Genomic DNA, 16,045 nt, shown 5'->3' on the forward strand with positions numbered 1-16,045 from the left:
TTTATTTTTATTTTAAAGATTTTTGGATGTAAAGATTTAAAGACGTTTGCTCCAAATAATTGTTTTCCTAAATCGCTAATTTTTATTTTTCTGTTGTTTTAATTTATTAATGACTCAATAAAAGAAACATCAATAAACGTGAAATTTTCAAATATATATTTTGCTTCGTGTAATGTTGTTGCTTCACCAATTCCGATACTTGTCATGTTGGCAATATTTGCGGCTTGGATTCCTGCTACCGAATCTTCAAAAACGATTGAATTTTCGTTAGTAACATTAAGTTTTTTTGCGGCTTGCAAGAAAACTTCGGGATCGGGTTTTGCATTAGTAACATCGTTTCCGTCAACAATGGCGTCAAAAAGGTTGATAATTCCGGTTTTTTCAAGAATTGGTCTCGCATTTTTACTTGCTGAACCTAAAGCAATTAATTGATTTTTGTCTTTTAAATAGTGTAAAACAGGTAAAACTCCTGGTAAAATTTCACTTTCATCAATATCTACTAAATAGGATAGATAATCTTCATTTTTTTGGATAAGCCATTTGTTTTTGTCTTCTTGCGAAGCTTGAATTCCTCCAAGTTCAAGGATGATATCAAGCGAACGAACGCGGCTAACTCCTTTTAATTCTTCGTTGTGTTCTGGGGTAAATTCGATGCCAAGTTCCTGCGCTAATTTTTGCCATGCTAAAAAATGATATTTAGCGGTGTCAACAATTACGCCGTCAAGGTCGAATATGAATGCTTTTTTTGACATTATTTTGTGTCTACGTTATCTTTTACTTTAATTACTAAAAATGCTGCGATAAGGAAACTAATTCCGCTCATCACAATAGCATAAATGGCATGGTCGCCATAAACATATTTTACAAGCGGTCCGCCAATTAAGGCATTTACTATTTGTGGAATTACAATGAAAAAATTGAAAATTCCCATGTAAACTCCCATTTTCTTTGGATGAATTGAACCTGCTAAAATTGCATAAGGCATTGCTAAAATACTTGCCCAAGCAAATCCTACTAAAATCATGGAGAAAATTAATGCTTCTTTATTTGGCATGAAATACATAGAAATTAACCCAATTCCACCTAAAACTAAAGAAAGCGCATGTGTTTTTCGTCGCCCAATTTGTTTGGCGATGTAAGGCAATGCAAAAGCAACGATTGCTGAAACTAGGTTGTAAACACCAAAAATAATTCCAACCCAATCACCAGCTGATTGAAATTCGGCACTTTTTGTATCGTCAATACTCAAACCATAAATGTGTTGTGCAATTGCTGGTGTTGAAAAAACCCACATTCCAAAAAGTCCAAACCAAGAGAAAAATTGCACCCAACTCAGTTGACGCATGGTTTCGGGCATTTTAGCAAAATCCGAGAAAATATCGGTTAGTTTTGCTTCTTTTTCTTTTTCGCCTAAAGCTTCTTTGTGTAGTTTTTCATCATTGAATTGAGCGAGCTCTTCTGGTGAATATTCTTTGGTTGTGAAAATGGTAATTAAAATCGAACCTACAAGAATTAATGCTCCTATTATAAAAGAATAAATTAGATTTTGAGGAACTGCAGAAGTTTCTGTGGCTAAATTGCTAATACCAAACCATTTATTTAAAACATATGGCAACCATGAACCAACAACTGCTCCAATACCAATTAAAGCGGTTTGAACACTAAAACCAAGCGTATGTTGATCGGCACGAAGATTGTCTCCAACTAAAGCTCTGAAAGGTTCCATTGCAATGTTAAAAGATGCGTCCATAATCATTAACATTCCCGCGCCAACCCATAGAGCAGGCATAAATGCTATGAAAATTTCGGCTTGAGGCATCAGAATTAACCCGATAGAAGCTAATAAAGCTCCAGTAAGAAAATAAGGTTTTCTTCTTCCAAATCTTCCCCAAGTATTATCACTGTAATGTCCAATTATAGGCTGAACAATTAATCCCATTAGTGGAGCAATTATCCAAAACCATGATAATTCATGTACATCGGCACCAAAAATTTGGAGAATTCTACTAGCGTTAGCATTTTGTAGGGCAAAACCCATTTGTATTCCTAAGAAACCGAAACTCATGTTCCAAATTTCCCAGAAACCTAATTTACGCTTTTCCATTATCGTAATTTAATGATTTATAATACGATAAGCTATTGCTTATCAAGCTTTTTTAGTTTCGAAGTAAAGTATAAGCTTGATAATAAGTTGTAAATATACTAAAGATTTTAAATTTGATTTAACTAATTAGATATTTTGATAAATGATAGTTTACGAAAACGTTTTTTGTTGATAAAATCAGCTTTTTGTTGACTCTCTTTCCACTAATTCAGTTTCGATAACTTCGGTTTTGTATTGTTCTTCCTCTTCGTCTTCCGATTCTAATCGGTCGATTAGCATTTTGGCAGCTTTTCCGCCCATTTTTATGCCGTTTTGACTAACGGTTGTAATGCTTGGAGTGGAATATTTAGAGATAATTCCATCGGTGAAACCTATTATTGAAATGTCTTCAGGAATTCTTTTTCCTATTTTGTTAGCAATTTTTAGTGCGGTAACAGCAAAAAGTTCGTTAACAGCAAAGATGGCTTCGATTTCGTTGTTTAAGAGTAGTTCTTCTATATAATTGTCAAAATCTTCGGTGTCTTCGATTTTTAGAATAAGATTTTCGTTAACATCAATGTCATTGCTTTTTAATGCTTTTTTATAGCCATCAGTTCTTAGTTTTCCAACGCTAACGTAGTCTATAGTTGTGATTAGGGCTATTTTTTTTAGTCCTTTATCGATTAAAAACTGTGTTGCGTTATAAGCGGCATGAACGTCGTCAATAATGATTTTGTCACATAAAATTTCATTCGTAACTCGATCAAACATGACTACTGGCATTCCTTGATTGATGACTTCGGTAATATGATGAAAATCTTTTTTTTGCTGTGTTTCTTTGGATAAAGACATGATAAAACCATCAATACTTCCGCTAGCGAGCATTTCCATATTGATGACTTCTTTATCAAATGATTCGTCCGAAAGACAGACCAAAACATTGTATCCGTTTTCATTAGCAACATGTTCAACTCCGCTAATTACGGTGGCAAAAAAATGATGGATGATTTCGGGAATAATGATGCAGATTGTTTTTGTTTTTTTATTTTTAAGACTTAAAGCAATGTTATTTGGCTTATAGTTGTACAATTTTGCAAAAGCTTGTACTTTTTGTCGTGTGTCTTCGCTAATTTCCAAACTGTTTCTTAATGATTTTGAAACAGTAGAGATTGAAACATCCAATTCTTTTGCAATTTGTTTTAGTGTTACTTTTCTCTTCATTTTTTTTGTTTACTAATGATTTGTCAATAAAGATATATTTTTTTTTCACAAACGTCAATTTTCTTATCAAAAATCTGCTATAACTAAAAAGTTTTCAACACGAAAACGTTTTCGAAACACAATTAACAGATGTTCATTTTTTAAAACCCTTTTTTTACATAAATTTAACAATTCGAAGCTAAAAGTATAAGCACAAAAACAAATTTTAACCTAAACAAAATGTATGAAAACAATTTACAAAAAGTTGTTATTTTTATTCCTGATTTTGCCGTTTAGTGCATTTGCACAAACATTGAGCGGAGTTGTTTTGGATGCAGCATCCAATCAACCATTACCAGGAGTAAATGTAATAGTCAAAGGTGCTAACAAAAGCACAACAACTGATTTTGATGGAAAGTTTCAATTGGGTGGTCTTAATAATGGAGACTTAGTTCAGTTCTCTTTTATAGGATACACTGCTCAAGAAGTAAAATATTCTGGTCAAAAATCACTATCAATTTCTTTAGTAGAAGAAGCTAATCAATTACAAGAAGTTGTAGTTCAGGTTGGTTATGGTTCTGTTAGGAAAAAAGACGCAACGGGATCAGCAACTGTAATTACCACCAAAGATTTTAATAAAGGAGCTAATGTAACTACAGAAAATTTATTACAAGGTAGAGTTGCGGGTGTTACCGTTAATACTAGTGGCGCTCCAGGTTCGGGATCCGAAATTAGAATTAGAGGTGGATCATCTTTATTTGCAAGTAATGATCCGTTAATTGTTATTGATGGATTGCCAATTGAAAATGCAACTACAACGGGTTCTACATCGTTTTTAGCATCATTAAACCCAAGTACGATTGAATCGATGACTGTGTTGAAAGATGCTTCTGCAACGGCAATCTATGGTTCAAGAGCTTCTAATGGTGTTATTTTAATTACCACCAAAAAAGGAGGAAAAACACTTGCTGTGGATTATAATTTTCAATATGGTTCAGGAAGACTTGTTGATAAAATTGATGTGTTTTCAGCAAACGAATATAGAGATATTATTCAACAATGGAGACCTGGTGATGTGTCAAGATTAGGAACTGCAAATACCAATTGGCAGGATGAAATTTACAGAAGAACTGATTTAGTTGATCAAAACTTATCGGTAAGAGGAAACTTGTTTGGTGTGATTCCTTCAAGATTAACAATTGGAAATACGTATCAAGAAGGTTTAAGATTGACTAATAAATTCAACAGAAGTACCGCTGGAGTTGCTTTAAATCCATCATTTTTGAATGATCATTTGAAATTCAAATTAAATGCTAATTATTCTAATGAGAAAAACAGATTTGCAGATGGTGTTGAAGGTGCTGCTTTAGCATTTGATCCTACGCAACCAGTATATGATGCTAATTCGGTTTATGGAGGTTTTTTTGAATACTATAATCCATCAAATAATGAGTTAACTCCTCAGACACCAAGAAATCCAGTAGCTCAATTGATGCAAACGTATGATACAGGTGTAAGCAATAGATTTTTTGGAAATTTTGAAATGGATTATAAATTTCATTTCTTGCCAGAATTAAGAGCAGTTGTAAACCTAGGTTTTGATGAAACAAATGGTGAAAGATCAAGACGAGCAGGATTAGATGTAGCTTCATCCGGTTCAAATAATAATATTCCTTACGGTACGAACGAATATACTGAGGAGTATAGAAAAAATAAATTATTAGATTTTTATTTTAACTATAATAAGACATTTAATGAATTGGTTTTTGATGCTACGGCGGGTTATTCATATCAAAAATGGGATACAGATAAGTACTCTACAGGTAATGTAAATGATCCAAATTTACCAACAGGCCTAACAGGATTTCCAACGTTTAGAGTGCCGTTTGACACTGTTTTAATTGGTTTCTTTGGAAGAACAAATTTTAATTATAAAGATAAGTACTTGTTAACATTAACTTATAGAAGAGATGGCTCTTCAAAGTTTGTGACTAATACACGTTGGGGGAATTTTCCTGCAGCAGCTTTTGCATGGAAGGTAAATCAAGATTTTTTCAAAGATAGTAACTTAGTTAGTGATTTAAAATTAAGGTTAGGTTGGGGTGTTACAGGTCAACAAAATATTGGAAACGAAAATGACTATTTACAACAATATAATATTGGAAGTGGAAGTTCTCAATATTACTTCGGAGAAGTTCCTTATCCAATTGCTGTATCAGCAAGATTAAGTGATAAATTGAAATGGGAAGAGACTACAACCTATAACGCAGGAATAGATTTTGGACTATTCAATAACAGATTAACAGGAGCTTTAGATGTTTTCTATAAAGAATCTAATGATTTATTAGCTGATGTAGAAACCGCAGATGGTTCAAACTTTTCTAATCGTTCATGGCAAAATATAGGAAGCTTTACCACAAAAGGTATCGAGCTATCATTAAATGCAGAAGTTATCAAAAGAGATAACCTTAGCTGGAATGTAAATTTTAATGCCACTACTTATCAGCGTGAAATTACAAAATTAAATGCTGCTTACATAAGAACAGGAGATAACGTTGTAGGAACAGGAACACAAGCACAAGCTCATTTTGTGGGTTATACTCCAAATTCTTTCTTGTTGTATAAACAATTGTATGACAATGCAGGTACTCCGATAGAAGGTGCTTTTGCAGACTTAAATGGAGATAATGTAATAAACTCCGAAGACAAATACATTTACCGTAATCCAGATCCAAAATTAATTTTAGGTTTTGCTTCTAACTTTAACTATGGAAACTTTGATTTTTATTTTAATCTAAGAGCTAATTTAGGAAATAGAGTGTTCAATGTGGTAAATGCTAGTAAAGCACAATATAATTTGTTGAATACAGGTGGAACAATTGGAAATATTCCATCATCGGTATTAGAGACAGGAATTGTAAATCAAAATAGTAATAATGCATTATCTGATATGTATGTTGAAAATGCATCATTCCTAAGAATGGATAATATTACTTTGGGTTATACATTCCCTAAATGGTTGGATGGAAAAGCTTCATTAAGATTATATACAGGAGTACAAAATGCTTTTGTAATAACCGACTATTCGGGATTAGATCCTGAAGTTACAGGAGGGTTTGATAACACTATCTATCCAAGACAAAGAAGTTTCTTATTTGGAGCTAACGTTAAATTTTAAAAAATTGAATATGAAAAATTTTAAAATATTTTATCTACTAATAGCATTAAGTACAATTATATCGTGTACTGATGATTTAAATGTAGTGTCAGAAGATCCAAGAACAACTACACCAGAAGCTTTGTTTTCTTCATTTGCAGGATATAAACAAGCATTGGCAGGTGTTTATGGAAATTTGTCACTAACTGGAACTGGAGATGCGGGTAGTTCTTTTTTACAAGGAATTGATGCAGGAACTAGCCAGTTTGGAAGAACTTTATGGTATTTACAAAATCTTACAGCAGATGAAGTTGTTTGGACTTATGAAAATGATGAAGGAGTTGCTGAATTACAAAGAAATACTTGGACAGCAAATAATCCAGTAATTCTAGGTTTTTTTAGTAGAACAATGGCTGAAGTAGCTTTTGCTAACGACTTTTTAAGACAATCAACACCTGAATTGTTGGCTTCAAGAGGAATTACAAATGCAAATGAAGTAGCCGAAATAAATGTATTTCGAGGAGAAGTAAGGGTGTTAAGAGCATTGGCTTACTATTATATGATGGATGTTTTTGGAAAAGCACCTTTTATAACAGAAAGCAATCCAATTGGTTTCAAAGGGCCAGAATATAACCGTGAGCAATTATTTAACTTTATTGAAAGCGAATTAACAGAAGTTTTACCAACATTAAAAGACGCAAATACCAATGAATATGGTAGATTAGATAAAGCAGTAGCGCAAATGATTTTGGCAAAAGTATATTTGAACGCCGAAGTATATATTGGAACAGCAAAATATACAGAATGTATGACTCAGTGTCAAAGTGTAATGGCTGGAGGTTATACGTTAAATACTAATTACTTAAACAATTTCAAAGCGGATAATCATACTTCTAATGAAATGATTTTCACGTTACAAGCAGATGGTGTAAGAACTCAAAATTATGGAGCAACAACAGTAATCATCAATGGACAAGTAGGATCATTTGAAGGAAATGGTTCAGAATTTGGTGTTGGTGGTTGGGGCGGAGCTCTTAGATTAAGAAAACAATTAGTTCAAAAATTTGACGGCGGATCTTTTTCTAACGATGTTAGAAATACAATTACTGATAATAATGGTTCAAGACCAATTGATATAGCAGTGCTTACAAATGCTGGTCAAGGACATATTCTTCACAAGTTTTCAAATAAAACTTCTGCTGGTGTAGCTGGTCCTAATTCTACTTTTGTTGATACTGATTTCCCATTGTTCAGATTAGCAGATGTTTACTTAATGTATGCTGAAGCTCAAATGAGGAAAGATGGGGCAACTAATGGTAGTAATGTAAAAAATGCAAACACTACATCAATTGGATACATAAACGATTTAAGAGTTAGAGCAAATAATGGATCAACTAGTGCAAATGTTGGAGCTGGAGATGTTGATTTACAATTTATTATTGACGAAAGAGCAAGAGAATTACATTGGGAAGGTCATAGAAGACAAGATTTAATTCGATTTGGACAATTTACAGGAGGAAATTACAATTGGGCTTGGAAAGGAAATATTCAAAACGGAACTTCTATCTCTGATAACTTGAAAGTATTCCCAATTCCTTCAAATTCAATTGTTGCGAATCCAAATTTAACTCAAAATCAAGGATATTAAACAATAACTAAATGTTAAAAAACATGAAAAATATTTCAAAACTAGTATTAGTTCTTTTTGGACTAATGACCATATCATGTTCTGATGATATTCAAGATATTGAGCAGGTAACACCAGCAACAGGAATTAATTTAATTAACCCAACGTCAAGCTTCAATATGGTGTTGGACGGTAGTAAATTAAATCAAGTGGCAACATCATTTGTTTGGGCTGATACAAATAATTCAGGAGATTCTTCTATTTCTTATACGGTTGAAGCTGCATTAGGTGGTACTGAGTTTGCTGCTCCAGTTGCATTAGGGACAACTACTGATTTGTTCTTAAATGTTACTATCGGAAATTTAGATACAGCTGCAAAAGCTATAGGTATTCAACCGCTAACCGAAGGCGTAGTTGATATTCGAGTAAAGTCTGTAAATGGAACCTCAAATGTTGCAACGATAAAAGTTACTCCTTATCAACCTAATTGGGGTATTATTGGTAGCGCAACTGCCTTTGGATGGGATAATAGTACTGATATGGTTTATAATCCTATGACAGGTAAATACTCAATTTCTGTTTATTTAAATTCAGGAGAGTTTAAATTTAGACTAGACAATAGTTGGGCTGTAAATTATGGAGACGATGGTAATAATCTATCTTTAGAATCAGGTGGAGCAAATATTGCTGTATCAGCAGGAAACTACACTATTGTTCTAGATATTGATAATCTGTCTTACACCATTACTCCAATTGTTGATGCATGGGGAATTATTGGTAGTGCAACACCAACAGGATGGGATAACGATACTTTGCTAGATTTCGATTCTACTACAAACACTTATTCAATGATAATTGATTTAGTACCAGGAGAATTTAAGTTTAGATTAAACCACGATTGGGGTACTAACTATGGTGATAATGGAAATAACTTGTCGCTAGATAATAATGGTGCAAATATTCCTGTTACAGAAGGTGGTACTTATTTTATAACTGCTGATTTTAATGGTTTAACATATACCATAACTAAACTTTAATACAAAATATTAAATTATGAAAATATTTAGAATTTTAATGGTAAGTATCGGTCTATTTGTGCTTTCTTGTACAGATGATGTTGCTGATACAGAAAGAGATGCAGTTGAAACAAATACTGCTCCTGTCTTGAGAACACCAAATAATGATTTTGCTATGGTTTTATCGCTTGCAAATGCAAATGATTTTGCTACTGCATTTGTATGGGATTATGCTGCTTATGACGGTACACCAACAGTTATTAACTATAGTGTAGAATTTGATGCTGCTGGTACTAGTTTCGCATCACCAACAGTAGTTGCAACTTCAACAGAGAAATTTAAAGAATTCAAAGTAAGTGAGTTAAATCAAGCGGCATTAGATGCTGGTTTTCCTCCATTTGAAGAAAGCAGTATTGATGTTAGAATTAAATCTACAGTTGGAACAACTGGAGTTGGAGTTCCTCAGTATTCTAATCATTTCACTATCAAGTTAACTCCTTATCCAGCTTGGCCTAATTGGGGAATTATTGGTAGTGCAACACCAACAGGATGGGATTCTGATACTAACTTGGATTATGATTTAAGTACTAAAACATACTTTATTACAATGGATTTAGTTGTTGGCGCTTTCAAATTCAGATTAGATGATAGTTGGAGTACAAATTATGGTGATGATGGAAATAATCTTTCTTTAGAAGCTGGAGGAGCAGATATCCCGGTAACAGTTGCAGGTACTTATTTAATAAAAGTAAATTTTGGAACCGAAGAAGCAGGTGGAATTCCAGCCAAGAGTTATACTATAACTTTGCAGTAAAATAGAATACTTGGAGTTGTTATAAAATTTGATGACACTTTTTAGAGATATTATTACCAAATAATTGTTTTAATATCTGATATAAGTGATAGTATATGTTTAATTATACATAGCAAAACTTTACGTCAAATTTTATAGCAACTCCTTTTTTACATTAAAAAAAACAAAAATGAAAAAAATCTTACTTTATTTGTTGGTTTTCCCTTTGTTGTTATTCGCACAGCAACAAACGGCAACCTATTCAATTAATCCAACTCCAACATTTGAAGGAACAGACGCTTTGACTGTAACAATAAATGGTTCTTCAATAAACGAATCAACTTGGGGAGTTACAAATAATCAGCTATATGCTTGGGTTTGGGCATTAAATAGTGCTAATGCAAATATTTCATACAGTGGAAATGGAGCTTGGGAAAATTCAGATGCCAGTAAATTAATGATATACAATTCGGTAAATGACACTTATTCATTTACGTATAATCCAAATGTATTTGGTTTTTTTGGAACTACAGAAGTCGCAAAAGTTGGACTTTTAATTAAGGCAAAAAACGGGACAGGAGATAAAAAATCACAAGACATAGTTCTAAATGTAGGTTCATTTCAGGTTACACTTTTAAATAGTATTGTGGCTGGAGGAACACAACTTTTTGCAACAAATTATTCTATTGCTGCGCGCCATAATGGTAGCGCATCAAATTATGTTTTAAAAAGAAATGGAGTAACTATTAATACTCAAAATAATTTGGCTGCAAGTTCTGGTCCACCAAGTTATACTTTTACAGATACTGCTACAGAAAACATAAATAATTATACTTTAGAGGTTACTCAAAATGGAGTTACTAAAACATTTAATTTTTCGGCATTAAAAACATTAACACCAGTTAGTGAAGCATTGCCGTCTGGTATGGTTGATGGTGTAAATTACCATTCTGGCGATGCAACAAAAGCAACATTGGTGTTAAATGCGCCTTTAAAAGACTTTGTATACGTTGCAGGAAGTTTCAATAATTGGCAACCTACTGTAAGTCATGTGATGAAAAAAGATCCTACTACGGGAAAATTTTGGTTAGAAGTAACTGGTTTAACACCAGGAAATTATGAAACATTCCAATATTGGGTTTGCGATAACACAAGTGTACCAACAAACTCTCCTAAAATAGTAAAAACAGCTGATCCATTTTCAACTCTAGTATTGTCTCCTTTTGATGATCCAGAAATTATTTCACTTGGAGTTTTTCCTGGATTACCTGCTTATCCTGCTGGACAAGAAAGAGAAGTAAGTGTTATTCAAACTGGACCAAACGCTTACTATAATTACAATTGGAGTACAGCAACTACAAATTTTGTAAAACCAAATATTAAAGATCTTGTGATTTATGAAGTTTTGGTAAGAGATTTTGATGCTAATAGAACTTACCAAAATTTAATTGATCGTATAGATTATTTTAAAAACTTGAAAATTAATGCAATCCAACTTATGCCAGTAATGGAGTTTGAAGGAAATGAAAGTTGGGGATATAATACATCTTTCCATTTGGCATTAGATAAAAGATATGGACCGCCAGTAAAATTAAAAGAGTTTATCGATTTGTGTCATCAAAACGGTATAGCTGTTATTTTAGATTTAGCTTTAAATCACGTTTTTGGTCGTTCTCCATTAGTGAGAATGTGGATGCAAGATGCAAATGGTGACGGTTGGGGTGATGCAATTTCAACAACAAATGAAAATCCATACATCAATCAACTTGCAAGACATTCTTATAGCGTAGGAAGTGATTTGAACCACTTCTTTGAACCTAATACCCAAAATACTTCGGGCGTTACTAATACTTGGGGGTCAAATTTAGCCAATACCTATTCCATTAGAACTATTCAACACTGGATTAATGAATATAAAATTGATGGTTACAGATGGGATTTAACTAAAGGGTTTACTAATAGTTGTACAAGTGGAGATGAGGCTTGTACTAATGATTATAAAGTTGATCGAGTTGCTAAATTAAAATGGTACGCCGACAAACAATGGGAAGCAGATAATACTTCATATTGTATTTTTGAGCATTTAGGTAATGGCGGATCATATAATGAGGAAGTAGAATGGGCGAATTATAGAATTGCTGAAGGAAAAGGTATTATGCAATGGCGTAAAATGACCGATCCTTATGCAGATTTGCTAAAAGGAAATGCTACGAATTTATCTGGTGTTGCAGAAAGTACAAATCGATTTATTGGTTATGCCGAAAGTCATGACGAAGAACGTGTCATCTATAAAGCATTAAATGAAGCAGGTCAAACACAAGGTAATCTGGCTAAAGTTTTACAAAGATTACCAGCAATGGGTTCTGTTTTGTTCCTAGTTCCAGGACCAAAAATGATCTGGCATTTTAGTGAATTAGGTTGGGATAAATCACTTTGGACTTGTAATAACGGAAATGTTTCATACTCAAATCCTGACTGTAAACTTGATACCAAACCACAACCTCAATGGGTTGAAAATTGGGTTGGAAATACTGCTAGAGCTAATGTTTATAACCAATGGGCAAAACAAATTGAGTTAAGAATTAATGAAAATGTTTTCGAAAATGGTCAACATGCTTGGAATTTTAGTCAAACTGGTCGACCGAGACTTGATGTTTGGACATCTTCAACGCCTCAATCAAATTTGAGCTATGTTTTTGTGTTGACAAATTTTTCAGATGCAACTTATAATGCTTCTGGAGGTTTTCCATATACTGGTAACTGGGTTAATTTAATGGATAATTCCGTAGTTAATGTTACTAGTACAACTCAAAATGTATCTATTGAGCCTGGAGGTTATAGAATCTTCGGAAATCAACCGGCAACACTAAGCAATCCTGAAAACCAAATAACATCGGTAAAATTATACCCAAATCCTGCTAACAATTATTTTGTTATCGAAGGCGAAATTTCTAAAGCCGAAATTTATTCAGTTACTGGACAATTAGTTAAATCGTTTTACGGTGTAAATACTACTGATTATCAATTTGATATTAACGATTTGACTAAAGGTGTTTATCTAGTGAAAGCATTTGATGCTCAAAACAGAACAAAAACCATGAAGTTAATCAAACAATAAATTTTAGTTTAAGTTAGTTTATAATTAATGTTTTTAAAGCCACGCTGAAAAGTGTGGCTTTCTTGTTTTAAAACTAAAACAAATCTTTTTGAGATATTAATAATTGATGTAGTTTTGTTGCATGAAAAAGCCATCTAAGTCAATAATAATTAGAATTTTAAAATGGATAGGAATTTCAATTTCGTCCATACTTGCACTATTATTTATTTTACCAATACTTTTTCCGGGAAAAATTGCCGAAGAAGTAAAAGCATTTGCCAATAAAAAACTCAATGGAGAACTCGATTTCAAAGAAGCAAATCTGTCTTTTTTTAATCACTTTCCATCATTGACATTAACACTTACTGATTTATCCTTAAAAGGTTCTGCGCCATATAAAAAGGAAACATTACTTTCTGCGGAAGAAGTTGCTTTTGGAATTGACTTATCTTCTCTATTGTTTGACAAAAAAGTCAACATCGATAAAATTTATATTTCTGATGCTTTGATTAACGTTTTGGTAAACGAAAAAGGAGAAGCAAATTATAATGTTTACATTTCCGAAGAAAAAACTACTGTTAAAGATTCATCAGAAACTGCACTACGACTAGAAAAAATCGCTATAGAAAATACTCATTTGGTTTACAACGATAAATCGGCTAAGATTTTAATTGATGCCAAAGGTTTCAATTATGTTGGAAATGGAGATTTAGATAAATCGATTTTTGATTTATATACCAAAGCCAAAATTGAATCCTTTGATTTTACTTATGATGGCGAACAATACTTGAAAAACAAAAAGGTAAATGCTAATTTAATTACTAAAATAAATACCAATTCTTTAGCATTTGTTTTTGAACAAAACAATTTAAAAATCAATAAATTACCAGTTGAATTCAAAGGAAAATTTGACTTTTTGAGCAATGGATATGATATGGATTTCAGCGTAAAATCTGAAGATAGTCATTTGAGCGAATTCTTCTCGGCTTTACCACCACAATATGTTACTTGGCTTGATAAATCTAAGGTTAAAGGAAAAACTGATTTGTCGATGTCATTAAAAGGAAAATATATCGCTTCTCAAAACCTAAAGCCAAATCTTGCCTTCAATATGAAAATCCGTGAAGGATATGTCAATTATAATGAAGCGCCAGTTTCGGCATCTAATATTTTCTTAAATTTTGATACAAAATTGCCTTCGCTTGACACGGAACAGTTAACAGTAAATCTTGATTCCATTTTCTTCAATCTCGACAAAGATTATGTAAAAGCAATCGTAAAAACCAAAGGTTTGACTACGCCAAATGTTGATGCGCGAATTGAAACCAAAGTCAATCTAGCAACATTAAATCGTACTTTTGGACTTCAAAATATGGAATTGCGCGGAACTTTGAATACCAATATTCGAGCACTTGGCGTTTATGACAAAAAGAACAATAAAATTCCAGTAACCGACGGAAAAATAGAGATGAAAAACGGTTACATCAAGACTGATTATTATCCAAATCCAATTCAGAATATCAATGTCGTTGCCAAAGTAATTGATAAAAAAGGTTCGCTTGATGACTTGAAAATTAACATAACGCCAGCATCGTTTGACTTTGAAGGAAAACCAATTTATGTCAATGCTATGGTGGAAGATTTCCAGAACATTAAATACGATATTAAGGCAAAAGGTGAATTGGATTTAGGCAAAATTTACAAAGTCTTTTCACAAAAAGGTCTCGATTTAGATGGTTATATCAACGCTGATGTTTCATTTAAAGGAACGCAAAGCGATGCTATGAACGGCAATTATGCCAAGCTTCAAAACAAAGGAACGCTATTGCTTAGAGATATTAAAACGCATTCAGAATATCTGCCGAAACCATTTATCATTCGTGATGGAACATTTGTTTTCAATCAGGATAAAATGAATTTCAATGAATTCAAAGCAACCTATGGCGAGTCTGATTTTAAAATGAATGGATTTCTGCAAAACGTAATTGATTTTGTGTTGACCGATAAAGCTATTTTAAAAGGAAATTTCAATTTACAATCCGATTTTATTAATGTTGATGAGTTTATGACAAAACAGACAGTTACGATTGATTATCCGCCATTATCTGCGCCAGATGAAGTGAAAACTGAAAGTACAGTAATTGTCATTCCTCCAAATTTTAATTTAGAGTTTAATGCAATTGCTAATAAAGTCAATTTTGAAGACTTGAAATTGGAAAACTTGAAAGGAAAAATGAACATCAATAAAGGTCAATTAACGTTAAAGAATTCGGCTTTTGATTTAATTGGTGCCAATGTAAAAATGGATATCGTTTATGGAAGTCAATCGCCCGAAAAAGCTTTTTTTGACTTCAAAGTAAATGCCAAAGATTTTGATATAAAACGCGCTTACAACGAAGTTAAAATGTTCAGAGAAATAGCTTCTGCTGCCGAAAGCGCCGAAGGAATTGTATCGTTAGATTACAATGTTGCCGGAATTTTAGATGGAAATATGATGCCAATTTATCCATCGTTAACTGGAGGCGGAACACTTTCAGTTAAAAATGTAAAAATGAAAGGGTTTAAAATGTTTGGAACCGTTAGTAAAAAAACAGGAAAAGATGCCATTGCTAATCCTGATTTGAGTAAAGTTGATATCAAAACCAAAATAAAAAACAACATTATTACCATTGAACGATTTAAGTTCAAAGTAGCTGGTTTTCGCCCAAGAATTGAAGGAACAACGAGTTTTGACGGAAAATTAAATATCAAAATGCGATTAGGATTGCCACCATTTGGTTTGTTGGGAATTCCATTAAAAATTACAGGAACGCAAGATAATCCAAAAGTACAACTCGGTAAACAAACAGAAGATTTGGAAGAAACCGAATATGATGGCGAAGTACCAACTCCTTTGCAAAATCAACCAGCTACAGATGGAAAGTAATAACTAGTTAGGTTTAAAACGATTGATTTTACATATTAACCATTAAGAAATTAACCTAATTAAGTGCAGCAATACTTAATGAAACTTAATTTCTTAATGGTTTTTTTTAAAAGGAAATTTAATTTTTGCCAAATAAAAAAGCCCAA

The 16,045-nt window shown here is 32.8% G+C and carries 9 protein-coding genes; 6 read left to right on the forward strand and 3 right to left on the reverse strand.

Annotation, left to right across the window (positions count from 1 at the left end; genetic code table 11):
* Nucleotides 1–98: 98 nt before the first annotated feature.
* The 3 genes from pgmB to G6042_RS09510 all read right to left on the reverse strand — a co-directional run bounded on the left by pgmB (nucleotide 99) and on the right by G6042_RS09510 (nucleotide 3,304).
* Nucleotides 99–752 carry a beta-phosphoglucomutase gene (gene pgmB / locus G6042_RS09500; RefSeq protein WP_169524200.1) on the reverse strand — a complete coding sequence of 218 codons (654 nt, stop codon included), beginning with the start codon at nucleotides 750–752 and terminating at the stop codon, nucleotides 99–101.
* Nucleotides 752–2,104, reverse strand: coding sequence for an MFS transporter (locus G6042_RS09505; protein WP_169524201.1), 1,353 nt, complete (start codon nucleotides 2,102–2,104; stop codon nucleotides 752–754). Before G6042_RS09505 ends, pgmB begins: the two co-directional genes overlap by 1 nt.
* Before the next feature lie 177 nt (nucleotides 2,105–2,281).
* Nucleotides 2,282–3,304, reverse strand: a complete 1,023-nt coding sequence (locus tag G6042_RS09510) for a LacI family DNA-binding transcriptional regulator (protein ID WP_169524202.1) — start codon at nucleotides 3,302–3,304, stop codon at nucleotides 2,282–2,284.
* Nucleotides 3,305–3,527: 223 nt separating this feature from the next.
* Between G6042_RS09510 and G6042_RS09515 the strand changes: the two genes are divergently transcribed.
* The 6 genes from G6042_RS09515 to G6042_RS09540 all read left to right on the forward strand — a co-directional run bounded on the left by G6042_RS09515 (nucleotide 3,528) and on the right by G6042_RS09540 (nucleotide 15,899).
* Entirely contained in the window at nucleotides 3,528–6,461 is a 2,934-nt protein-coding gene (locus G6042_RS09515; RefSeq protein ID WP_169524203.1) for a SusC/RagA family TonB-linked outer membrane protein, read from the forward strand.
* 10 nt (nucleotides 6,462–6,471) lie between these two features.
* Nucleotides 6,472–8,088: a RagB/SusD family nutrient uptake outer membrane protein gene (locus G6042_RS09520; protein ID WP_211161669.1), complete on the forward strand. Its 1,617-nt coding sequence runs from the start codon at nucleotides 6,472–6,474 to the stop codon at nucleotides 8,086–8,088.
* 23 nt (nucleotides 8,089–8,111) lie between these two features.
* The gene (locus tag G6042_RS09525; protein ID WP_169524205.1) at nucleotides 8,112–9,104 is read left to right on the forward strand and encodes a SusE domain-containing protein; all 993 of its coding nucleotides are present in this window, start codon (nucleotides 8,112–8,114) and stop codon (nucleotides 9,102–9,104) included.
* Nucleotides 9,105–9,120: 16 nt separating this feature from the next.
* The gene (locus G6042_RS09530) at nucleotides 9,121–9,897 is read left to right on the forward strand and encodes a SusE domain-containing protein (protein WP_169524206.1); all 777 of its coding nucleotides are present in this window, start codon (nucleotides 9,121–9,123) and stop codon (nucleotides 9,895–9,897) included.
* 169 nt (nucleotides 9,898–10,066) lie between these two features.
* Nucleotides 10,067–12,994, forward strand: a complete 2,928-nt coding sequence (locus tag G6042_RS09535) for an alpha-amylase family glycosyl hydrolase (RefSeq protein WP_169524207.1) — start codon at nucleotides 10,067–10,069, stop codon at nucleotides 12,992–12,994.
* Between the two features lie 121 nt (nucleotides 12,995–13,115).
* Nucleotides 13,116–15,899 carry an AsmA family protein gene (locus G6042_RS09540; protein ID WP_169524208.1) on the forward strand — a complete coding sequence of 928 codons (2,784 nt, stop codon included), beginning with the start codon at nucleotides 13,116–13,118 and terminating at the stop codon, nucleotides 15,897–15,899.
* Nucleotides 15,900–16,045: the final 146 nt, after the last annotated feature.

It is taken from the genome of Flavobacterium solisilvae, assembly GCF_012911605.1.
GTDB classification, from domain to species: Bacteria; Bacteroidota; Bacteroidia; order Flavobacteriales; family Flavobacteriaceae; genus Flavobacterium; species Flavobacterium solisilvae.